Genomic DNA, 21,477 nt, shown 5'->3' with positions numbered 1-21,477 from the left:
TGTCAGTTTTGGCTGCTCCGCCGATCCTGGCATCGGCGAAATCACCAGTCCCGGCGCGAAATGCCGAGATCAGTCGTGTTTCGACCCTCTGACCAGGGGTAGCAGGGCAGGCGCCGGCCCGCCCACGTGCCATGGAGAGGTTCATTCAGTGGATTCCAGCAAGCCCGCCGAGGCGGTCAAGAACGCCGTGAAGACCGCCTCAGGAAAGATCGCCGACGCCCTCACCCCCGACATCCCCGGTGCGCCGGGGAGCGCGCCACCGACCGTCGAGGAGCCGACGACGCCGCACGATCCGCTGCCGCCGAAGCCGGAACAGGGGGCACCGCAGACGCGTACCCCGACCGGCGCGGAGACCGGCGCGCCGACGACCGCGAACGGTCAGCAGGGGGCCCACCTCACGACCGCGAACGGGGCGCGGCTGCGTGACACCGACCACTCGCTCAAGGCCGGCCCGCGCGGCCCGGTGCTCCTCCAGGACCACCACCTACGCGAGAAGATCACGCACTTCGACCACGAGCGCATTCCGGAGCGTGTCGTGCACGCCCGCGGCGCCGGCGCGCACGGGGTCTTCACCGCGTACGGCACCGCCGAGGCGGTCACCCGTGCCGGCTTCCTCAAGAAGGGCCGCGAGACCGACGTCTTCGTCAGGTTCTCCACTGTGCTCGGTTCACGGGGTTCGGCCGACACGGTCCGCGACACCCGTGGCTTCGCCACGAAGTTCTACACCGACGAGGGCACCTTCGACCTGGTCGGCAACAACATGCCGGTCTTCTTCATCCAGGACGCGATCAAGTTCCCGGACATCATCCACGCCGGCAAACCGCACCCCGACCGGGAGATCCCGCAGGCGCAGAGCGCCCACGACACCTTCTGGGACTTCGTGTCGCTGCACACCGAGGCGCAGCACCACACCATCTGGAACATGTCCGACCGGGGCATCCCGCGTTCGTACCGGACGATGGAGGGCTTCGGCGTGCACACCTTCCGCCTCGTCAACGAGGCCGGGGAGACGGTGCTGGCCAAGTTCCACTGGAAGCCGAAGCTGGGCGTGCACTCGCTGACCTGGGAGGAGGCCCAGCTGCTCGGCGGCATCGACCCGGACTTCCACCGACGCGACCTCTACGACGCCATCGAGGCCGGCGCGTATCCCGAGTGGGAGCTGGGCATCCAGGTCTTCCCGGACACTCCCGAGGAGACCTTCGCCGACATCGACCTGCTCGACCCGACGAAGATCGTGCCGGAGGAACTGGCCGAGGTGCAGCCCATCGGGCGGCTGGTGCTCAACCGGACGCCGACGAACTTCTTCGCCGAGACCGAACAGGTCGCCTTCCACCTCGGTCACCTGCCCCCGGGCATCGACGTCACCAACGACCCGCTGTTGCAGGGCCGGCTCTTCTCGTACCTCGACACGCAGCTCACCCGGCTGGGCGGGCCGAACTTCACGCAGATTCCGATCAACCGCCCGCACACCGGCGTGAACGACATGCTGCGCGACGGCTTCCACCAGCACGCCGTGCACGCCGGCGTCGCACCGTACCGGCCGAACTCGCTCGACGGCGGCAACCCGTTCCCCGCCGGGGACGCCGAGCAGGCGTTCGTCGACGTGCCGGTCAGCGTGGCCGAGGCCCCGAAGGTACGTGCCAATCCGGCCTCCTTCGACGACCACTACAGCCAGGTCCGCCTGTTCTGGCTGAGCATGTCGCCGGTCGAGAGGGAGCACATCATCCGGGCGTACACCTTCGAGCTGGGCAAGTGCTACCACCAGGCGATCAAGGAGCGCCAGCTGCAGAGCCTCGCCAACATCGATCCGGTGCTGTGCGAGCAGGTCGCCACCGGCCTGGGCCTGCCGGCACCCCAGCCGACCGTCGCCCTCCCCGACGTCACGCCCAGCCCGGCGCTGTCGCAGGTCGGTCGGGAGTGGCCGAGCGACGGCCGCACGGTCGGGATCGTCGTCGACCCCGACGGCGACCTGGACGGCGTCGACGAGGTCCGCCGGGCGGTGTTCGGTGCCGGCATGGTGCCGCTGCTGATCGCCCCGCACGGCGGCCTGGTGGGTGACCTGCCGGTGCAGCGCACCTTCGCCACCGGTCGTTCGGTGGAGTTCGACGCGGTCCTGCTGGCCGGAGCGCCGGTGCCCGCACCGGATGCCCTGCCCGCCCGCGACGACAAGGCGGGCACGCCGGCCCCGGCAACCGTGGACCCGCGCGTGCTGCTGCTCGTCGAGGAGTGCTGGCGGCACGCGAAGGCGATCGGCGCCTGGGGCGCCGGCGTCACGGTGCTGGAGCAGGCCGGCGTCGCCGGCACCCCGGGCGTCGTGGCGGCGGGCTCGGCTGCCGAGGCGCTGACCGCGGTGCAGCAGTTGATGGCCGCGCACCGGGTCTGGGAACGATTCCCCGCAGCGGTCGCCTGACCCCACCACCGACGAGGGCCGTTCTCCGCACCACCGGGAGGACGGCCCTCGTCGCAGCCAACCACCGCACGGGATCCGGCTCGTTCCCGCCGGCATCGGCGCGGCGGAATCAGCCGATGTCGGCCAACCGGGGCAACACCTCGTCGCCGAGCCGCCGGGCGAACTCGACCGGGTCCCGATCCGGCGTCACCTGCACCTCGCTCACCCCGAGGGCCGCGTACTCGGACACCTCGGCGAGAAACGCGTCGGTGTCGTCCAGCGGCGCCTGGGAGGCGACCACCGTCTTCTCGATGGTGTCGTAGTCGCGGCCCTCGGCGGCGCAGTGCCCGCGCAACACGTCCAGCTTGCGGGCGATGTCGTCGACGCCGGCGCGGCCGAACAGATTGCAGGCGTCGGCGTACCGGGCCACCAGCAGCAGGGTCTTCTTCTCGCCGCCACCACCGATCATGATGGGCGGACGCGGACGGCTCAACGGCTGCGGCGAGTTGATGGTCTCGGCGAGTTGGTAATGCTGCCCGTTGAACGGGCCGTCGTCGGCACTCCACATCTGAAGGCAGACGCGCAGCGTCTCCTCCAACCGCTCGAACCGCTCGGCGACCGGGACGACCGGCACACCCAGCCCGAGCTGCTCCCGCTCGTACCAGGAGGCGCCGATGCCGAGGCGGGCCCGGCCGCCGGAGAGCACGTCGAGGGTCGTCACGGTCTTGGCCAGTAACCCCGGGTAGCGGTACATCACGCCGGTGACCAGCACGCCCAGTGTCATCCGCTGGGTCACGGCCGCGACGTAGCCGAGCGTGGTGTACGCCTCCAGCATCGGCTCCTCGGCCGCGAAGACCGCGTCCATCTGGAAGAAGTGGTCCATCACCGTGAACGACGCGACCCCGGCCTGCTCCGCGACGCTCGCCGCCTGTGCCAGGGTCGGTGCGATCGCAGCCGGGTCGGCCGGAATCGAGTAGTTCCAGTAGTGCAGCCCGAGCTTCATGTTCGGCACCTCCGCACCGAGCCTAGTGCCGTCCGACGTCGGCCGGGGCGGCTCGGAACCGCCCACGGTCGGGTCCCGCGCCGTCCATTACCGGATCATGACAATTCGGCGACCACGCGCGGATATCCGGCTGGCAGCTTTCGGTGCGTGATCCCACAGCCCACCAGGTCCCGGCCCGCCGAGCAGGAGCCCGACGCGACGCGCGTCCGGTTCCGCCACCGCCAACGGACCAGGCCCGCACCCGCCGCCGCCGGCTCACACCGAGCGCAGTGGGCGGATGCCGCGAAGGGCGTCTGCATCGTCCTCGTCGTGCTGTGGCACGTCGTCGTGAAGGACTACCTCCAGATCGAGTGGCACGTCGGCGTACCGGCGCCGGGCTTCTGGGGAACGCTGGGTGAGCAGTTCCTGCCGCTGCGGATGCCGCTGTTCTTCACCATCTCGGGCGTCTTCGCGGCGAACGCCGCCCAGCGGCCGTGGCGGGTCGTCGCCCGCAGCCGGATCGCCGGGTTCCTCTACCTGTACGCCGTCTGGCTGCTGATCCACACCGTGGTCCTCGCCGCCGCGCCGGAACTGCCGACCGACCGGGCCACCTCGGTGCTCGGCCTGCTGGAGCAGCTCACCGTCACGCCGTCCAACCTCTGGTACCTGTACGCCCTGGCGCTGTACTTCACGGTCGCCAAGGTGACCCGCCGGGCGCCCCGGGCGCTGGTCCTGGTCCCCGCCGCCGCGCTGTCCGCCGTCGCTGCCGCCGGCCTGCTGGACACCCCCGGCAATCGCGCCGGCCTCTACCAGAACCTGGTCTTCTTCCTCGCCGGGCTGTACCTGCGGCCGCAGATCCAGCAGTGGGCCGCCACCGCCAGCCACCGCCGGCTGGTGCTGACCTCGGGTGGCTACGTCCTGGCGCTCGCCGCGATGGCGGTGACCGGTGCCCAGCAGTGGTTCGGAGTATGGCCGGCGGTCTCGGTGCTGGCAGTGATCTTCGGCATAACCGCAGCTGCCCGGCTGTCGCGCTGGTCGGCGCTCAGCGAACCGCTGGCTAGGCTCGGCCGCATCACCCTGCCGATCTACGTCATTCACATGCCGGTCCTGGCCCTGCTGCACCGGCTGTTGCTCGTACCGGTTTCCGGGCTGGCTGGGTCCGCTCAGGGCCTGATCGTGCTCGGTTATCCGATTCTGCTGAGCGGGCTGGTGATCGGTCTGAGCCTGGCCGTTCACCGCGGGCTGCTGGCGGTGGGCGCGGGCTGGCTGTTCGCGCTGCCCGGCAGGCGCACGGTGGAGGCGGCCCGATGAGCGCCCTCGCCGAAGCCCTGGTCGACCTGGACGCGATCGCCAGCAACGTGCGGACGATCGCGTCGGTCGCCGGCACCGGACTGATGGCCGTGGTGAAGGCCGACGGGTTCGGCCACGGCGCGGTGCGGGTGGCCCGGGCCGCGCTGCGCGCCGGCGCCTCCTGGCTGGGAGTGACCTCGACGGCCGAGGCGCTGACCCTGCGCGAGGCGGGTGTGACAGCGCCCACGTTGAGCTGGCTGCACGGCCCGGATGACGACTTCGGTATGTTGATCAAGAGTGGCGTCGACGTCGGCGTGTCCACGACGACGCACCTGCACGCCGTCGCCGACGCGGCCCGTCTGCTCGGCGCACCGGCGATGGTGCAGCTCAAGGCGGACACCGGATTGTCCCGCAACGGGGCCGCCGGGGACGACTGGCCCGAGTTGGTCGGTTGGGCCCGCAAGTACGAACGAGAGGGTGGGATCCGGGTGCGCGGGGTGTGGTCCCACCTCGCCGACGCCGACCTTCCGGGCGCACCGGCGCTCACCCGCCAGGTGGCGATCTTCGAGGAGGCGCTGCGGACCGCGCGGTCGGCGGGCCTGGACCCTGATCTCGTCCACCTGGCCAACTCGGCGGCCGCGCTCTCCGCACCGCGGACCCGGTTCGACCTCTGCCGGATCGGGATCGCCCTCTACGGCGTGGACCCGTTCGGCGTGAGCGGCCCGGGTGAGTTCGGGCTGCACCCCGCGATGACCCTGCGGACCCGCGTGGTCAACGTCAAGCGGGTGCCGGCCGGCACGGGCGTCTCCTACGGGCCCGACCACGTGACCGGCACACCGACCACGCTGGCGCTGCTGCCGCTCGGTTACGCCGACGGGTTGCCCCGGGCCGCGGGGGGCAGCGCCTCGGTGTGGCTCGCCGGTCGGCGGTGCCCGATCGTCGGGCGCATCGCCATGGACCAGTGCGTGGTCGACGCCGGGGACCTTCCCGTGACGATCGGCGACCCGGTCGTGGTCTTCGGCCCGGCCGGGAGCGACCAGAACCCTCCGACGGTCGTCGAGTGGGCCCGCTGGGCCGACACCAACCCACACGAGATCTTGACCGGCATCGGGGCCCGGGTGGCCCGCGAGCACCTCCATGGAAGGGCACGGAACTCATGACAACCCGACTGGCAGTGCTGTACGGCGGGCAGAGCGGCGAGCACGACGTGTCCTGCCGCTCGGCGGCGAGCATCCTGGCCCACCTGGACCGTGAGCGGTACCAGGTCACCGAGGTGCTCATCGACCGCGACGGCGGGTGGCACGTCGGCGGTCGACCGACGCCCCTGCCCGCGGCGTTGCGTGTGCTGCGTGCCCAGGACGTGGTGTTCCCGGCCCTGCACGGTCCGTACGGCGAGGACGGCACCGTGTCCTCGCTGCTGGAGTGGCTCGGCGTGCCGTACGTCGGCAACGGCGTCTTCGCCAGCGCCGCTGGCATGGACAAGGGGGTCACCAAACGGCTCCTCGCGGCGGACGGTCTGCGGGTCAGCCCGGGGGTGACCCTGCGTCCCGGTGAGGCCCTGTCGGCCGAGGACCAGCGTCGGCTGGAGCTGCCCGTCTTTGTCAAGCCGGCCCGTGCGGGGTCGAGCCTCGGCGTGTTCAGGGTGGACGACTGGGCGGGAGTTCCGGCCGCGCTGGAGCAGGCCCGCCAGGTCGACCCGAAGGTGCTCGTCGAGCAGGGGGCCCGGGGGCGCGAGATCGACGTGGCCGTCCTCCAGCACCCGGACGGCCGGGTGCAGGCCGGTCCGCCGCTGGAGATCCGGGTGACCGGCGCCGGCTTCTTCGACTACGACGCGAAGTACGACGGCGGGGCGATCTTTCAGATTCCCGCCCCGCTCGACGCGGCGACCACCGAGGTGCTTCAGGACCGGGCGATCCGCGCCTTCCAGGCCCTCGACTGCCGTGGGCTGCTGCGGGTCGACTTCTTCCTGCCCACCGAGGGGTCGACCGAGCCCATCGTGAACGAGGTCAACACGTTCCCCGGCTTCACCGCCGCGTCCCAGTTCCCGCAGATCTGGCAGCAGGCTGGCATCGGCTTCGCCGCCCTGATCGACATCCTGATCGCGGGCGCGCTGGCCGACCGGGACCACGGCCACCACAGCGGGCTGCCTCGGCCGCAACGCGCGGTCGACCACCTGGTGTGAGTCGGCGTCCGATCACCCGATCGGGCACGCACGGGGACCTCGGGCGCCGTCCGACCCGACGATGGTGACGGTGGTGGCGCTGTTCGCTGCGCTGACCTGCTCCGCGGCGGCGACCGTGGTGCAGATGATCTGGTCGACCGCCTGCGCTGACAACGCCTGCACGGCGATCTCCGCCCGCACCGTGAGGTCACCGGTCCGACCGGCTGCCGCCGTCACGGTGACCGGGTCCAGGTCCACCGGAACGTCGGTGGTGAAACCCTGGGCACGTTCGTTCGCCACCGGACCGGCCGCGAGCAACGAGAGCGCGGCGGCAGGTGGCGGGGCGGTCTTGGCCGGGCGGAGGACCAGCACCAGTTCGCCCCGCGCGAGCAGGTAGAGCCAGGCACCCTGGGCGGGGCCGCTGATCGGCGGGCGACCGGTGATGACAGTGCTGGGTCGTACCCCGCAGCCCGCCGCTACCAGCGTCAGCAGCAGTCCGCTGACGAGCAGCGGGAGGCCCGTCCGTCGGCCGGTCACCGGGCGCCTCCGGTGTCGGCCGTTTCGCGGGGCAGGCGGAGGGTGAACACCGCGCCGCCGTGGGTGTCGTTGCCCGCGACGAGACTCCCCCGTCGCTCCCCGTGGCGGTGCAGGCGCGCGTTCTCCCAACTGATGGCGAGACCGAGGCCGCTGCCCTCGGAGCGGGTTCGCGCGGTGTCGGCCTTGTAGAGGCGGTCGAAGACGTGTGGCATCACCTCCGGGGCCAGTCCGGGCCCCCGGTCGGCCACCTCGATGGTGACCCAGTCCGGGTCGGCGCCGAGTCGCACCGACACCGGCTCGGCACCGTGCCGAAAGGCGTTGCCGACCAGGTTGGCGACGATGACGTCCAGTCGGCGGGGGTCGAGTCGGGCCACGATGCCGGGTGGCAACTCCGTTCGTACCCGGTCCAGCCAACCGCGGATCCGCAGGGTGGCGGTGACCGCCGCGGCCACGTCCACGTCGTCCAGGGCGAGCCGCGCGGTGCCGGAGTCGAACCTGCTGATCTCGATGAGGTCGTTGACCAGTTGGTTGAGGTTCTGTGTCTCCTGGCTGACCAGCCGGGCGGCCCGGCCCGCGTCCCCGGGAAGGTGCTCCGCCTCCTCGTCGAGCACGTCGGTGACCGCCGTCATCGCGGCCAGCGGCGTCCGGAGTTCGTGCGAGACGTCGGCCACGAAGCGGCGGGCGTCGGACTCCAACCGCCGCAGCTCGCCGACCTGCCGCTCCAGCGTGCCGGCGGTGTCGTTGAAGGTCCGTGCCACATCCGCCAGCTCGTCGGCGCCCCGGACCGTCAACCGGGTGCTCAGGTCGCCCTCACCGAGGCGGCGCGCCGCTCGGCTGAGGTCACGGACGGGTCGGAGGACTCCGCGGGCGGACAGCAGGGCCAGCAGGACGGCGAGGACCAGGGACAACCCGCCGGTCAGCCACGCCCGGCCGGCAAGCCGGTCGATGCTCTGCTGCTCGGGCACGAGATCGCGCACCGAGTAGACCTCCAGCCCGGACGGGCGGGACGTGCCGTCCGGGCGGTCGAGCGCCAACTGGGTACCGATGAGCAGCGCGGGCTCTCCGTCGAGTGAGACCCGTTGCCAGGCGATGCGACCGTCACGGACCTTCTGCCGCAGCTCCGGGCTGAGCGGGTCGGCGAGGTCGGAGCCACCCTGTGCCCGCATGTCCCGGTAGACGACCACCGCGAAGCTGTCCCGGTCGCTGAGGCGTTGGGCCAACAGTTCGAGGTCGTCCTGGGTCGGCGGCAGCTGGGCGAGCGGGTAGACCTTGGTGAGCTGGTCGGTCAACGACATCACAGCGGCGTCCTGCGCCTGCTGCAGGATGACGGTCCGAGCCTGGACGTAGCTGCCACCGGCCACCGCCACCGTCGTGGTCACGCCCAGCAGCGCGAACGCCAGGAGGAGCCGGACCCGTAGACCCGAGACCCACGTGCCGACCCGGCGCCACAGCGTCACAGCGGCCCGAACCGGTATCCGAAACCACGGACCGTCTGGATGAAGACCGGCGCGGACGAGTCGGCCTCGATCTTGGCGCGTACCCGCTGGACGCACGCGTCCACGAGTCGCGAGTCGCCGAGATACCCGTGCTCCCAGACGGCCTCCAGCAACTGCTGGCGGCTGAGCACCTGGCCCGGCGTCTGCGAGAGTTCGAGCAGCAGCCGCAGCTCCGTCGGCGCGAGGCTGACCGGCGTTCCGTCCCTGCTGACCACCAGCGCGGCCCGGTCGATGGTCAACTCACCGTGCTGTTCGAGGCCGGTCCGGTCGCCGCCGCGCCGCGAGTCACCACCGGTCCGTCGCAGTACCGCGCGGATGCGCGCCTCCAGCACCCGGGCCTGCACGGGCTTGACCACGTAGTCGTCGGCACCGGCCTCCAGGCCCGCGACCACGTCCATGTCGTCGTTGCGGGCGGTGAGCATGATGATCGGCAGGTCGCCGAGCTGCCGGATCCGGCGGCAGACCTCGAACCCGTCCATCCCGGGCAGCATGAGATCGAGGACCACGACATCGGACGGGGTCGTACGCAGCCGCTCCAACCCCTGCTCACCGGTGCCCACCGCGTGCACGGTGTGGCCCTGCCGGGTGAGCGCCAGCTCCAGTCCGTCGCGCACCGTCTGGTGGTCTTCGATCAACAGCACCTGGGACATGTCAGTAAGTATCCCATCATGAGATCTTTCGGGTTCCGGTCGTCGACGGTGGCTGTGGAGGGCTCCGTGGGGACAGCGGCACCGCGAAACCCGTCGAACGCACCAGCAACACCACCGCCCCCACCAGGACCATCGTCGACGCGGCGGCGGCCACGATGGCGATCAACAAGCCGCGCTGCACCGAGGCGGCCAGACCGGGCACGACCACCAGCGACGCCCAGACCAGCACGACCAGCCCGACCACCGCCTCGGCCAGCCTGCGCCAGAGGCTGCCGGCATCCGAACCGCCCGTCGTGTCGCGGCCGCCGGACCAGGTCGCCAATGCTGCCGCGGCCAGGCAGAAGAGGGTCACCCCCAGCAGTACGCCACCGAGCACGTCGCTGAACCGGTGCCAGCCCGCGATCATCGTGGCGGAGGCGATCACCGAGACCCCCGCCGCGCCCGGCACCGCCAGCCAGCGCCGGGCCCACCCGGGCAGGACCAGCATGAACGCCAGCAGCAGGGCGGTCGCCGCCGCGACATGGCCGCTGGGAAAGCTGTTGTGGGTGGTGGAGCTCAGGACCTCCAGATCCGGGCGGGGCAGCTCCGATTTCACCGCGCCGGCCAGCAGCACCGCGCAGAGGACGACGCCTACACCGACGACACCCGCCACCAGCCGCCGGCGCAGCACACCCACCAACAGCACCACACCGAGCAGGGCCGCGATGAGGGTCGGGCTGCCGAAGGTGGCCAGCACGGTCTTGGCCGGGCCCACCAGCACGGTCTGCTGCTCGTAGCCTCCGCCCCGCTCGGCGCGCGGCAGGAGGGCCCCGTCCAGCCACTGCCCGGGGGACGTCCGCACGAAGACGGCGCCGGTGAGGGTCAGGGCGACCAGAGCGGACAGCGCCGCCGCGAGCAGCCGAAGCCCCAGAGGCGCCGCCGCATGGGCGTGGGGCAGCGGTCGCGCCGGACCCGGCGTCGACCGCCCGACGGAGTACGACGATCCGATGGACATGGCGACCATGCTCGCCTCGGCAGGTCCGTACCCCGTCCTCGAATTGTCTTGGTTCTGTCACAACCACCCCCACCGCTTCCGGAAAGCGGATCGTCGGCGGTGGGGCCGGACGGACCTGGACGGCGCGGCGGGATTCACATGCTTACATGCAACTATGTTTTACCCGGCCGAGATCAGCCGCCACTAGGGTCAGGACGCCGATCGATGTTTCGGTCGGCGGTGCGAAAAATCCATCCGGAGTGAGTTGGGGAACCGGAAGGTGTTGGCAAATGCAGGGAACTCCAGTGGCCAGCCTGGTCATCGGCATCGCATCCTCGCCGGCCGAGCGGCGACATCTGGCCCGGCTGCTCGGCGGCAGTGACGCCTTCCTGATCGTCTCGACGGTCGACCAGGCACGAGACTTCCTCGGGGTGGTCGAGGCGCCTGCCGCCCCGGCTCCTCCGAGCACCGCAGCGCTCGCCGAGGTGACACCGAGCCCACCGCCACCGGATCTGGCCGTCGACTCCGACCGCCGGGTGCTGCGCTGGCGCGACCAGGAGATCGACCTGACCCGGTTGGAGCACGACGTCCTGCTCTGCCTGGTGCACGCGCCCGGTCAGGTCTGGACCTACGAGCGCCTGCACCTCGAGGTCTGGGGCAACCGGCACCTCGGCCGGGGCTCCGACATCCACTCGGTGGTCCGCCGGGTGCGCGGCAAGCTCGCCAGTCTCAACGCCGCGGCGACGATCCACTCGGTACGCGGCGTCGGCTTCCGGCTCGCGCCCGTCTGATCATCCCGGGCGCGGTCCGGCCCGCCCGGTCGGGGACCAGGCGGGCCGGACTTCTGCGGCTACTGCTCAGGCGTCAGCACCTGATGGGCGCCAACCCGAAGTTCTCCACCGTCGGGGTGGCGGTGTCGATCCTGGTCTGACGGGTCTGCGGCTTCCAGCCGTCCTTGGCCACGATCATCGTGAGCGGGTTGTTGCGGCGGTCCACCCAGTAGGCGTACTTGCCCTCGGCGTCGGTGGCGAAGGTGTACGACGCCGCCCACGAGTCGACCTGCACGACCGCGCCGGTCAACGGCGAGGTCGCACCCTGGCAGCTGGTGCCGGTGACCGTACCCATGAGCTTGCCCCAGGTCTTCGGCGGGTTCGCGGTCATGGTCACCGCGACCGGTGCCACCGAGTACGGGGTGTTCTCGGAGATCGCGACCGCGCCGGAGTAGGTGCCCGGCTGGTCCACGTTCGCGGTCAGACCGACGGTGACGGTGACCTTCGCACCCGGCGCGAGGGTGACCGCCGACTTGTCGATGGTCATCCAGCTGACATCGGCCGCCGACTCGGAGCATCCCTCGAAGCCCGGGAGCACCTCGCTGTCCGGGGCCGCGTTGAAGCTGCCGGACGAGCCGCCGATCTTGTAGAAGCCGCACGCCGCGCCGCCGCGGTACCGCGCGGTGTTGGAGTTCGGCAGGTTGGACCACGAACCGGCGGCCGGGTCGAAGGCGAAGCCCGCGTTGCTGATGGCCCCGCCCTGCGAGCCGCCGACGACGAGGAGCTTGCCGCTGGCGACGGCGTACGAGCTGGCCCAGTTGTCGGCCGGCGCGTCGGCGACGGCGGTCCAGGTGTTGGCACCCGGGTCGAAGGCGTAGCTGGACTTCTGCGCGGCGGATCCGTCGTTGCCGCCGGTGCAGTAGAGGACGCCGTCGATCCCGCCGCAGGAGGCGAAGGCCACCGACTTCGGGTAGTTGGCCATCGGCTCCCACTTGTCACCGGTCGGGTCGTACCGGACGACGCTGTTCGACATCGGCAGACAGGCCGCCGTCGTGCAGCCACCGACCGCGTACAGCTTGCCGTCGACGACGGCCTGACCGGCCGCGGCCCGCGGAGCCGGGTTGTCGGCCAGTTCCGTCCAGGTGTTGGCCCCCGGGTCGTACGACCAGGTGGCGGAGTCCGGGCCGGAGTCGCCCCAGCCACCGCTGACGATGATCTTGCCGTTCACCACGCCCGCGGTCACCGCGTTACGCGCGCCGGGAAGGTCGGCGATCGCCGTCCAGGTCTGCGCGGCCGGGTCGTAGGCGTAGTTCTTGGTGGTGGAGGCCTCACCGTCGCCACCACCGATCGAGTACACCTTGCCGTCCAGGTTCACCACCCGGTTGTCCATGATCGTGGCCGGGTAGTTGGCGATGTCGGTCCACGGCGCCGCCTGCGGGCCGGCCGCCGGGGCGGCCGCCTTGGCCTCCTTGCCGGACGCCTTGGCGGCGAACGACGTCGGTACGGTCAGCCGCTGCTCCGGCGCGCCGCTGGAGCCGAGCGCCTGCTGGCGGGTGACCCTGGACCCGTCCGCCCGCAGCAACTCGAATCCGTTGTCCCGCTCACCGAACTTGACCTCGACCGGCGCGCCGCCGGTGTTCGTCACGGTGAACGACTTGCTGGTCTTGCCGTTGGGCATCTGGAGCGTCGCGCTCAGCTGCGTGGGCGCCACCGACAGCCGGCCGGCCGCGAGCTGGAAGTTCGCGGTGGTCGCCCAGTCGGCCTCGACGTCGACGGTCTTGGTCTGGCTGACGTAGTTGCCGGCGGTCGCCGTGAACGGGTGCTCGCCGGTCAGCGACGAGTAGATCCAGTAGAAGCCGTCGGCCAACCCCGGGTCGTCCGGGGTCGCCACCGTGACGGCCTTCTCGGCGGGCCGGTCCTTGCTGGTGACGGTCGCGCCGTTGACGTAGCTGTCGTCGTTCTTGTCGCGGACGTTGCCGACGACCAGACCGCCGTCGACCGGCACGCAGAGGACCTGGCTGCCGATCAGGACGTTGTCGACCTCCCACCACCAGTCGTACGAGGCGTCGTAGTAGTGGAAGCGCACCTGCACCTGCGCCTTACCGGCCGCCTGCGGGATCGGGATCTCGGTCAGCTTCGGTCCCCGGACATCCGTCTCCTGCCGGAGCACGTTGGTCCAGGTGGCCCCGCCGTCGATGCTGATGTCCACGTCGGCGGTGTCGTCGTTGAGCTGGTTGAAGTCCTGGTTGAACCGGATGACCGGGGCCGTGACGCCGGTCAGGTCGACCACCGGGCTGACCAGCGAGGTGTCCTGGCTGGTGCCCGCCCCGTACGCGTCGCTGTCGATCATCGCGAAGTTGCCGCTGCCGCCGGTCAGGTTGCCCCGGTCGCCGTCGTCGGTGAACTTCCAGACCTGACCGCTGGTCGCGTTGTCGACGACGGTCCAGCCGGCCGGCGTGGTCGTGGCGTCGAAGGTCTCGTACTCACCGTCGGAGCCGAACGTGTACCCGGGGGCGGTGGTGCAGGCGTTGCTGTCCACCGGCACGGCGACGTTGGCGGTGACGTTGCCCGAGCCGACCACGACCTGCTTGGTGACGGTCTGGTAGCCCGGGTACTGCGGCTCGTACGTCAGGGTGTACGTCTGCCCGGCCGGCAGCTTGATGCTGTAGCGGCCGTTCGACGGGGTGGTGTGGTCGTAGACGCCGGACACCCCGGTCACGGTGACCTTGGCGTACAACGGCCAGCCGTGGCCGGAGCCGTCGGTGACCGCTCCGGTGATGTTGACGCTCGGCACCGCCGTGAGGGCGACGTCGAGCGTCGTGGTCGCGCCCTTGGCGACCGTCGCCGTCCTGGTGGTGCTGCCGTACCCGAACGCCGCGACGGCGACCTGGTAGTCGCCGGTGGGAAGCTGGGTGGAGAACGTGCCGTCGGCGCCGGTGGTCAGCTCACGCTCGGACGCCCCGGTGAGCGTCAGCGTCGCGCCGGCGATCGGGGCGCCGGAGGTCGCGTCGGTGACCGTGCCGGCCAGCGTGCCGATGTCGCCGGTCGGGGCGGCGTTGAGCAACGCGAGGGCGTCCAGTCGGCCTTCGCCGTAGACGTTGTTGTCGGCGGCGGTGCCACCACACTGGTCGTCGGCCTTGTCGATCGCGGCGCCGTTGAGCAGCGCGCGGGTCGCGTTGACGTCGCCGACCAGCGACGGTGCCGCCGAGTACAGCAGCGCGATCGCGCCCGCGAGGTGCGGCGCGGCCATCGAGGTGCCGCTGATGCTGCCGTAGGCGCTGCCCGGGATGCTCGACCGGACGTTCACGCCCGGCGCGGAGATATTGGGCTTGATCTCGCCGTTCTGACCGACGCCGCGGGCGGAGAAGCCGGCGACGTTGTTGTTCACGTCGTACGCGCCGGTCGAGTAGTTGCTGGCGAGGCTGCCGGGCGAGCCACTGCTCTGGCAGGCCGGCCCGCTGTTGCCGTTGGACCAGGTGCTGAAGATCCCGGAGGCGGCCCAGGCGTCCGTCACGTCCTCCATGAACGGCTCGTTGGACGGGTCCCGGGTGCCCCACGAGTTGTTGATGATGTTCGGGCGCTTGCTCGCGTCCGCGTTCTGACCGTTGAGGTCCAGCGGTTCGAGCATCCACTGACCGGAATTGATCAGAGCGGCGTCACTGGGGCAGCAACCGTTCGCCGCGATCCACTTGACCCCGGGGGCGACACCGATCTGGTTCGCGCCGTCGGAGCCGGCCATGGTCCCCATGGTGTGCGTGCCGTGGCCGTCGCCGTCACAGGGAGCGGTGGCGCAGGCCCCGGTCGCGTTGGCGGCGTTGAACCAGTTGTAGTTGTGGTCGAACGTCCCGTCGCCGTTGTTGCCGCGGTAGGAGTTCACCAGCGCCGGGTGGTTGAACTGCACCCCGGTGTCGATGTTCGCGACGGTGATGCCCTCGCCCTTGACGCCGTACTGGGACCAGACGTCGTCGGCGTTGATGTTGGCGATGCCCCACTCCAGGGCGTTCACGGTCTTCTCGTCGGTGCCCTTGGTCGTCTCCGGCACCTTGTACGAGACCGGGGCGTAGAGGCCCTCGACCTCCGAGTGCCCGGCGAACTTCTGGGCCATCGCCAGCGAGCCGCTGTTCACCTTGATGGCGTTGGTCGCCCAGAAGGTCTGGTACTTGGTGCCCGAGCTGTCCAGGTCGGCCCGGATCTTGCCCTGGCTCGCGGCGGCTGTCTTGCGCAGCGCGTCCGCCACCGCCGTGCCCCGCTTCGACCAGTCCTTGATGGCGCTGGCCTTGCTCAGGTCGGCCCGGTCCTTGAACCGGATCCAGAAGTCCCCTTCACTCTTGGCCTGGAGCTGCTTCGCGAGCTCCGGTCGGATCTTGTCCCCGGTCTGGGTGCCCGCCCCCATCGCACCGCCCGGCGCGGCCTGCGCGCCCGAGCTGATCGTCGCCAAGCATGTCGCGGCGAGGACCGTCGCCGCGCCGGCGCTCACCAGCGATCTGGCCGCGCGCCGCCATTGTGGACGTCTGAACATCGGTGCTGCCTCCCTCAGAACGACCCAGGGTGTAATGGGCCATGGTGGACCTCCCCCATGCACCGCGCGGGTCACGCCGGTTGCCCGAGTGGACACTATGATCGAGAAGAACGGACGATCAAGAACTTGCCGTGAGCAACTTGTCGCTAAGAGTTGCCCTGGCTGGCGGCGTGCTTGCCAATCATTGTCAGGACCATGACGACAGTTGGGCAGGGATGCCCATCGATCCCGGGCGGTGCGGTGGCCGAGGACGACGAGGCAACGGTGAACAGGGGTGATCCGGCCGGCGAGCCGTTCCCACTGCTCATCGCTGTGACCCCCTCGCCGGCCGAGCGCATCCGGCTCGCGGAGCTTCTCGACGGCATCGCACCGCTGCTGCTGGTCTCCGACCTCGACGAGCTGCGCCGGTTGATCGCCGCCCCGCAGCAGTCGGCCGCCCCATCGGAGCCGACGCCGGTCGCCGCCCTGGTGATCGACTCGGCCCGCTCCAGCGCCCGCTGCGGTGACCGTGAGATCGACCTCACCCGCCTGGAACACGACCTGCTGACCTGCCTGATCACCGAGCCGGCCCGGGTCTGGAGCTACGCCGAGCTGCACCGGTCGGTCTGGGGTGACGAGGGACGCGAACGCAAGGCGGACGTACAGTCGCTGGTCAAGCGGCTGCGCCGCAAGCTGCACGGCCTGGGCACCAAAGCCACCATCGATGTGGTGCGCGGTGTGGGGCTACGGCTGACCGATCACCAGCAGGCACGGGTCGAACGGGCCTGACAGCGACGTCGCATGAACTGATCTAACCCTGGGTACGTCACGAAGATCAGCATCGACACAGGCGACGAAGAGCGCTGGCAAGGAGAGTCAGGATGGCATTCCCCAATCCCTCGACCGTGTCCATCGGGCTGAAGAAGGCCGCGCACGTCGGGATCGCGGTGAGTGACCTCGACCGCTCGGTCGCGTTCTACCAGGCCCTGCTCGGCGCGGAGCCGGTCGTTCGGGACGAGAGCATGCACGGCGCCGGCTTCGCACAGTCGCAGGGCTTGCCGACGACGAAGCTGCGGTACGCCACGTTCAACCTCGACAACCTCGGGATCGACCTGATCCAGTTCCAGGAGCCGGTGGGCGACGCCGCCCAGGTGGCGGCCAACCGGCCCGGCTCGATGCACCTGTGCTTCCACGTGGACGACGTGCGCGCGGTCTACGACCGGATGCGCGGGGCCGGGTTCGAGTTCCTCGGGCAGCCGTACACGTTCGCGTCCGGTGAGGTGGAGCCGCCGGCGGCGGTCGGCACCGAGGTCGCGTACTTCAACGACCCGGACGGGACGAACCTGGAGATCATCGCGCCGAAGGGTGGCTTCGCCCGCAGCGAGTGAGCCCGCCCCCAGCTGGGCGATCCGCTCTGGCCGCCGGTGACCGACCCGACAGCGCCCGAGCTCACGGAGGAGTGAGTGGAGACAGACGTTGCCATCATCGGCGCCGGCTTCGGCGGCCTGGGTGCCGCCATCCGCCTGCAGCGGGCCGGGTTCACCGACTTTCTCGTCTTCGACCGGGGTGAGGACGTCGGCGGCACCTGGCGTGACAACACCTACCCGGGCTGCGCCTGCGATGTCCCCTCGCACCTCTACTCGTTCTCCTTCGCCCCCAACCCCGGCTGGTCGAACACGTTCTCCAGTCAGCCGGAGATCTGGGACTACCTGCGCGACTGCGTCGACCGCTTCGGCATCCGCCCGAGGTTGCGGTTGCGCCACGAGGTACGGGACGCCAGGTGGGACGACCAACGCCAACGCTGGCTGTTGCGCACCTCGGGCGGCGACCACAGCGCCCGGGTCCTGATCTGTGCCGCCGGCCCGCTCAGCGACCCGGCCATCCCCGACCTGCCCGGTATCGGGGAGTTCACCGGCACGGTGTTCCACTCCGCCCGTTGGCGGCACGACCACGACCTGACCGGTCGGCGCGTCGCGGTGATCGGCACCGGCGCCTCGGCCATCCAGTTCGTGCCACAGATCCAGCCGACGGTCGAGAGGCTGACGCTGTTCCAACGCACTCCCGCCTGGATCATGCCGAGGTTGTCGCGCCGGATCAGCGGGGTCGAGCAGGCCGCGTTCCGCACCGTGCCCGGTGCGCAGCGGGCCGCCCGGGCAGGAATCTATCTGGTCCGCGAGAGCATGGGCCTGGGCTTCCTGCGCCCGACGGTCAACCGTCTCGTCTCGCGCCGGTCCCTGCGCACGCTGCGGCGTCAGGTTCCCGATCCGATCCTGCGGGACAAGCTCACCCCCCGCTACGCGATGGGCTGCAAGCGGGTGTTGATCTCCAACGACTACTGGCCCTCGCTCACCCGCCCGAACGTCGACGTCGTCACCGACGGCATCGCCCGGATCGCGCCGGACGGTCTCGTCACCGACGACGGCGTCCACCACGGGGCGGACACGATCATCCTCGGGACCGGCTTCCACGTCACCGACTCCCCCGTCGTACGGCGCATCCACGGTCGGGGCGGGCACAGCCTGGGCGACGCGTGGACCCCCAGCATGCACGCGTACCGGGGCACGGCCATCGCCGGCTTCCCCAACCTGTTCTTCCTGCTCGGCCCGAACACCGGGCTCGGGCACACCTCGGTGGTGCTGATGATCGAGGCGCAGCTGCGTCTGGTGCTCGCGGCCCTGCGTCACATGCGGGCCGGGGGCATCCAGGCCATCGAGCCCACCGCGCAGGCGCAACGACGCTGGACCGAGCGGGTCGATGAGTTGATGGCCGGCACCGTCTGGCAGACCGGCTGTTCGAGTTGGTACCTCGACGCCACCGGCCGCAACACCACCATCTGGCCGGGGTTCGCCACCAGCTTCCGGATGAGGCTGCGCCGGTTCCGCCCGGCCGACTACCACATCACCCCGACCGGCAGCACGCCCAACGAACCGGAGCGGGAGCACGCCGATGCGGTATGACCTGGCAGGCAAGGTCGTGTTCATCACCGGCGCGGCGCGCGGCATCGGGGCGCAACTGGCCCGCGAGGCGGTCACCCGCGGGGCCCGGGTCGCCCTCGTCGGTCTGGAAGGCGAGCTGCTCGAACAGCTCAGCGCCGACCTCGACGCGCACTGGCACGAGTGTGACGTCACCGACCAGGCGGCGTTGGACGCGGCAGTGGCCTCCACGGTGGACCGCTTCGGTGGCATCGACGTCGTCGTGGCCAACGCGGGCATCGCGAACCTCGGCACCGTCGCCGTCGGACCGGTGGACGCGCTGGTCCGTACCGTCGAGGTGAACCTCTGCGGCGCGATCCGCACGGTGAGCGCGACGCTGCCGCACGTCACCGCCGCCCGCGGCCACGTCCTGATCGTCTCGTCGGCCGCCGCCTTCACGGCGATGCCCGGCATGGCGGCCTACTGCGCGTCCAAGGCGGGCGTGGAGCAGTTCGCGAACGTGCTGCGCCTGGAGACCCGCCCGCGCGGCGTCACCGTCGGCACGGCACATCCGATCTGGATCGACACCGACCTGGTCCGCGACATCCGTGACGACCTGGCGTCGTTCCGCGACACGCTGCGCCGGCTGCCGTGGCCGCTGTCCACCGTCGTACCCGTCGAGCGGTGCGTCGAGGCCCTGCTCCACGGCATCGAGCGCCGCAGGCGCAAGGTGTACGTGCCACGGTCGCTCGCCCTGGTGCAGGCGCTGCGGCCGGTGGTGCTGAGCGGCCTCTCGGACGCGTTGATCACCCGGTTCGGCGGCCGGACGATGGTCGACCAGATGGAGGACGAGGTGCGCCAGCTCGGGCGTTCGTTCGGCCGGACGTCGGTGGGCGAGCGGTGATGAGCATGCACGTCCGGCGTGCGGGCAGCGGAGCCCGCCCGACGCTGCTGGACGTGGAGCGCGCGCCGGGCGGGCCGCCTCCGTACCCCGCGTTTCGCGGTAATGACAGGTTGTGCTCTCGCTGACACGTAACGTGAGGATGCAGCCGGACGACGGCTGACGCAGGCGTGCACCGGGCCGCCACCGTGGCGGTGCCGCTCGGTCGACGACCGGGTCGGACAGCCCTGCACCGCCGCCGGCCGGTTCAGCCGCAGGAGGTGTGGACGATGCCCATGCTGTCGCTACTCGATCCTCGGCACACTGTCGCTCCCCCGGGATACAGCCGTTGGCTCATCCCGACCGCGGCACTGGCCGTGCACGTGTGCATCGGCCAGGTGTACGCGACGAGTGTCTACAAGAACTCCCTCATCGCGCACTTCGACGTCAGCCAGACGGCGATCGGGGCGATCTTCAGCATCGCCATCGTCATGCTGGGCTCGTCGGCGGCGGTCGGTGGACGGTGGGTGGAGCGCAACGGGCCGCGCCGGGCGATGTTCGTCTCGGCGTGCTTCTGGGCCGTCGGTTTCCTGGTCGGCGCGCTCGGCATCGCGACCCAGCAGCTGTGGCTGCTCTACCTCGGGTACGGCGTGATCGGCGGAATCGGGCTCGGGATCGGTTACATCTCGCCCGTCTCCACGCTGATCAAGTGGTTCCCGGACCGCCCCGGCCTCGCCACCGGGCTGGCCATCATGGGGTTCGGCGGCGGCGCCCTGGTCGCCGGCCCGCTCGCGCGCCAACTGCTCTCCCTCTACGACTCCGGCTACAACCCCGACAACCCGGCAGCCGTGGCGTCTGGCCACGCCCTCGTGGCACTCTTCGTCACGTTCGGCATCGGCTATTTCGTGATCATGATGTTCGGCCCGTTCAACGTCCGGGTTCCGGCGCCGGACTGGCGACCCGCCGGGTTCGACCCCGCGAGCGTCGCCACCCGGCCCCTCGTGACGACGGCGAGCGTGTCGGCGTCGAACGCCGTGCGCACCCGATCGTTCTGGTTGCTGTGGATCGTGCTGTTCTGCAACGTCACCGCGGGCATCGGCATCCTGGAGCAGGCAAGCCCGATGATCCAGGACTTCTTCCGGGACAACGGGACCGCCACCACGGTCTCGGTGACGGCGGCGGCCGGTTTCGTGGGGGTGCTGTCGCTGTTCAACATGGCGGGCCGCTTTGTCTGGTCCACGACGTCCGACCTCATCGGCCGCAAGCCCATCTACATGGTCTACCTCGGCGTCGGCATGGTGCTGTACCTGCTGCTCGCCGTCGCGGGCCACTCCGCGACCGCGGTCTTCGTGCTGATCGCCGCCGCGATCATCTCCTTCTACGGCGGTGGCTTCGCCACCATGCCGGCCTACCTGCGTGACCTGTTCGGCACCTTCCAGGTCGGGGCCATCCACGGCCGGATCCTCACCGCCTGGTCGGCGGCGGGCGTCGCCGGCCCGCTGATCGTCAACGGGATCCTCGACACGCAGGGCAAGCCCGGCACGCTCACCGCGGCGGCGTACCGGCCGGCGCTGTTCACCATGGTCGGCATCCTCGCCATCGGGTTCATCGCGAATCTGCTCGTGCGTTCCGTGCCCGAACGGTTCCACGAACCGAACCGAGGACCGGCCTCGCCCGTGGCGAAGGCCACCGTCACCGAGCCGGTCGCGCTCGGGCGCGACAGTCAACCGCCCGCCCCGCCGCGCGTCGGTAACCAGACCGGGCGGCTCTGGTTGTCGTGGCTGCTGGTCGCGGTGCTCCTCGGGTACGGCATCATCCAGACCGCGATCACCGCCGCGAAGCTGTTCACCGGCTGACGCGGGCAGCCCAGTCGCGGGCCTCTTGCACGCCGAATAAGGCGCCCCTCGGCAGGGGGCGCCTTACCGTCGCGCCGATCCGC

At 70.8% G+C, this 21,477-nt stretch carries 16 protein-coding genes; 10 read left to right on the top strand and 6 right to left on the bottom strand.

Annotated features, from left to right (window positions below; translation table 11 throughout):
• The first annotated feature begins 148 nt into the window (after positions 1–148).
• Positions 149–2,410, top strand: a complete 2,262-nt coding sequence (locus tag AB0877_RS03670) for a catalase (RefSeq protein ID WP_366606338.1) — start codon at positions 149–151, stop codon at positions 2,408–2,410.
• A gap of 109 nt (positions 2,411–2,519) precedes the next feature.
• Here AB0877_RS03670 and AB0877_RS03665 read toward each other — a convergent pair whose 3' ends face one another.
• The gene (locus tag AB0877_RS03665; protein WP_366606336.1) at positions 2,520–3,392 is read right to left on the bottom strand and encodes an LLM class F420-dependent oxidoreductase; all 873 of its coding nucleotides are present in this window, start codon (positions 3,390–3,392) and stop codon (positions 2,520–2,522) included.
• 147 nt (positions 3,393–3,539) lie between these two features.
• On the opposite strand from AB0877_RS03665, the gene AB0877_RS03660 reads away from it, so the two are divergent.
• From AB0877_RS03660 to AB0877_RS03650, 3 genes are read left to right on the top strand one after another with little or no spacing between them, the layout of a single operon-like run.
• On the top strand, positions 3,540–4,682 hold the full coding sequence (locus tag AB0877_RS03660) for an acyltransferase (protein WP_366606334.1): 1,143 nt from the start codon (positions 3,540–3,542) through the stop codon (positions 4,680–4,682).
• Positions 4,679–5,821: an alanine racemase gene (alr, locus tag AB0877_RS03655; protein ID WP_366606333.1), complete on the top strand. Its 1,143-nt coding sequence runs from the start codon at positions 4,679–4,681 to the stop codon at positions 5,819–5,821. Before AB0877_RS03660 ends, alr begins: the two co-directional genes overlap by 4 nt.
• Positions 5,818–6,843 carry a D-alanine--D-alanine ligase family protein gene (locus AB0877_RS03650; protein WP_366606332.1) on the top strand — a complete coding sequence of 342 codons (1,026 nt, stop codon included), beginning with the start codon at positions 5,818–5,820 and terminating at the stop codon, positions 6,841–6,843. The genes alr and AB0877_RS03650 overlap by 4 nt, the downstream gene beginning before the upstream one ends.
• A gap of 12 nt (positions 6,844–6,855) precedes the next feature.
• Here the strand turns inward: AB0877_RS03650 and AB0877_RS03645 are convergent, their stop codons facing one another.
• Genes AB0877_RS03645 through AB0877_RS03630 form a run of 4 tightly spaced genes read right to left on the bottom strand, consistent with a single transcriptional unit; the run spans position 6,856 to position 10,499 of the window.
• A complete protein-coding gene (locus AB0877_RS03645) occupies positions 6,856–7,359 on the bottom strand; it encodes a hypothetical protein (RefSeq protein WP_366606331.1) in 504 nt (167 codons plus the stop codon).
• Positions 7,356–8,816: a HAMP domain-containing sensor histidine kinase gene (locus AB0877_RS03640; protein WP_366606329.1), complete on the bottom strand. Its 1,461-nt coding sequence runs from the start codon at positions 8,814–8,816 to the stop codon at positions 7,356–7,358. Before AB0877_RS03640 ends, AB0877_RS03645 begins: the two co-directional genes overlap by 4 nt.
• Positions 8,813–9,505, bottom strand: a complete 693-nt coding sequence (locus tag AB0877_RS03635; RefSeq protein WP_366606327.1) for a response regulator transcription factor — start codon at positions 9,503–9,505, stop codon at positions 8,813–8,815. Before AB0877_RS03635 ends, AB0877_RS03640 begins: the two co-directional genes overlap by 4 nt.
• A gap of 16 nt (positions 9,506–9,521) precedes the next feature.
• Positions 9,522–10,499: a phosphatase PAP2 family protein gene (locus AB0877_RS03630; RefSeq protein ID WP_366606325.1), complete on the bottom strand. Its 978-nt coding sequence runs from the start codon at positions 10,497–10,499 to the stop codon at positions 9,522–9,524.
• A gap of 269 nt (positions 10,500–10,768) precedes the next feature.
• Here AB0877_RS03630 and AB0877_RS03625 point away from each other — a divergent pair, with 269 nt between their 5' ends.
• Positions 10,769–11,269, top strand: a complete 501-nt coding sequence (locus tag AB0877_RS03625) for a winged helix-turn-helix domain-containing protein (protein ID WP_366606323.1) — start codon at positions 10,769–10,771, stop codon at positions 11,267–11,269.
• A gap of 73 nt (positions 11,270–11,342) precedes the next feature.
• On the opposite strand, the gene AB0877_RS03620 is transcribed toward AB0877_RS03625, so the two are convergent.
• Positions 11,343–15,767, bottom strand: coding sequence for a S8 family serine peptidase (locus AB0877_RS03620; RefSeq protein ID WP_366606321.1), 4,425 nt, complete (start codon positions 15,765–15,767; stop codon positions 11,343–11,345).
• A gap of 195 nt (positions 15,768–15,962) precedes the next feature.
• Here AB0877_RS03620 and AB0877_RS03615 point away from each other — a divergent pair, with 195 nt between their 5' ends.
• The 5 genes from AB0877_RS03615 (at position 15,963) to AB0877_RS03595 (ending at position 21,394) form a co-directional block, all read left to right on the top strand.
• Entirely contained in the window at positions 15,963–16,535 is a 573-nt protein-coding gene (locus tag AB0877_RS03615; RefSeq protein WP_366606319.1) for a winged helix-turn-helix domain-containing protein, read from the top strand.
• 92 nt (positions 16,536–16,627) lie between these two features.
• A complete protein-coding gene (locus AB0877_RS03610; RefSeq protein WP_366606317.1) occupies positions 16,628–17,134 on the top strand; it encodes a VOC family protein in 507 nt (168 codons plus the stop codon).
• A 75-nt stretch (positions 17,135–17,209) separates the two neighbouring features.
• Positions 17,210–18,703 (top strand): NAD(P)/FAD-dependent oxidoreductase, encoded by a 1,494-nt coding sequence (locus AB0877_RS03605; RefSeq protein ID WP_366606315.1) that lies wholly within the window; start codon positions 17,210–17,212, stop codon positions 18,701–18,703.
• Complete coding sequence (locus AB0877_RS03600) at positions 18,693–19,562, top strand: SDR family oxidoreductase (RefSeq protein ID WP_366606313.1); 870 nt, start codon at positions 18,693–18,695, stop codon at positions 19,560–19,562. The genes AB0877_RS03605 and AB0877_RS03600 overlap by 11 nt, the downstream gene beginning before the upstream one ends.
• A 272-nt stretch (positions 19,563–19,834) precedes the next feature.
• The gene (locus AB0877_RS03595) at positions 19,835–21,394 is read left to right on the top strand and encodes an OFA family MFS transporter (protein WP_366607083.1); all 1,560 of its coding nucleotides are present in this window, start codon (positions 19,835–19,837) and stop codon (positions 21,392–21,394) included.
• Positions 21,395–21,477: the final 83 nt, after the last annotated feature.

It is taken from the genome of Micromonospora sp. NPDC047644 (assembly GCF_040704315.1).
Lineage (GTDB): Bacteria > Actinomycetota > Actinomycetes > Mycobacteriales > Micromonosporaceae > Micromonospora.
The sequence above is the reverse complement of the archived record's forward strand: the minus strand, read 5'-3'. Positions and strand labels throughout refer to the sequence as shown.

What these genes read in the sequence shown, in the direction of transcription:
- alr (WP_366606333.1), top strand. Translation starts at nt 4,679, where the DNA reads ATGAGCGCCCTCGCCGAAGCCCTGGTCGACCTGGACGCGATCGCCAGC.
- AB0877_RS03620 (WP_366606321.1), bottom strand. Translation starts at nt 15,767, where the DNA reads ATGTTCAGACGTCCACAATGGCGGCGCGCGGCCAGATCGCTGGTGAGC.
- AB0877_RS03595 (WP_366607083.1), top strand. Translation starts at nt 19,835, where the DNA reads ATGCTGTCGCTACTCGATCCTCGGCACACTGTCGCTCCCCCGGGATAC.
- AB0877_RS03600 (WP_366606313.1), top strand. Translation starts at nt 18,693, where the DNA reads ATGCGGTATGACCTGGCAGGCAAGGTCGTGTTCATCACCGGCGCGGCG.
- AB0877_RS03615 (WP_366606319.1), top strand. Translation starts at nt 15,963, where the DNA reads ATGACGACAGTTGGGCAGGGATGCCCATCGATCCCGGGCGGTGCGGTG.
- AB0877_RS03650 (WP_366606332.1), top strand. Translation starts at nt 5,818, where the DNA reads ATGACAACCCGACTGGCAGTGCTGTACGGCGGGCAGAGCGGCGAGCAC.
- AB0877_RS03630 (WP_366606325.1), bottom strand. Translation starts at nt 10,499, where the DNA reads ATGTCCATCGGATCGTCGTACTCCGTCGGGCGGTCGACGCCGGGTCCG.
- AB0877_RS03635 (WP_366606327.1), bottom strand. Translation starts at nt 9,505, where the DNA reads ATGTCCCAGGTGCTGTTGATCGAAGACCACCAGACGGTGCGCGACGGA.
- AB0877_RS03625 (WP_366606323.1), top strand. Translation starts at nt 10,769, where the DNA reads ATGCAGGGAACTCCAGTGGCCAGCCTGGTCATCGGCATCGCATCCTCG.
- AB0877_RS03665 (WP_366606336.1), bottom strand. Translation starts at nt 3,392, where the DNA reads ATGAAGCTCGGGCTGCACTACTGGAACTACTCGATTCCGGCCGACCCG.
- AB0877_RS03610 (WP_366606317.1), top strand. Translation starts at nt 16,628, where the DNA reads ATGGCATTCCCCAATCCCTCGACCGTGTCCATCGGGCTGAAGAAGGCC.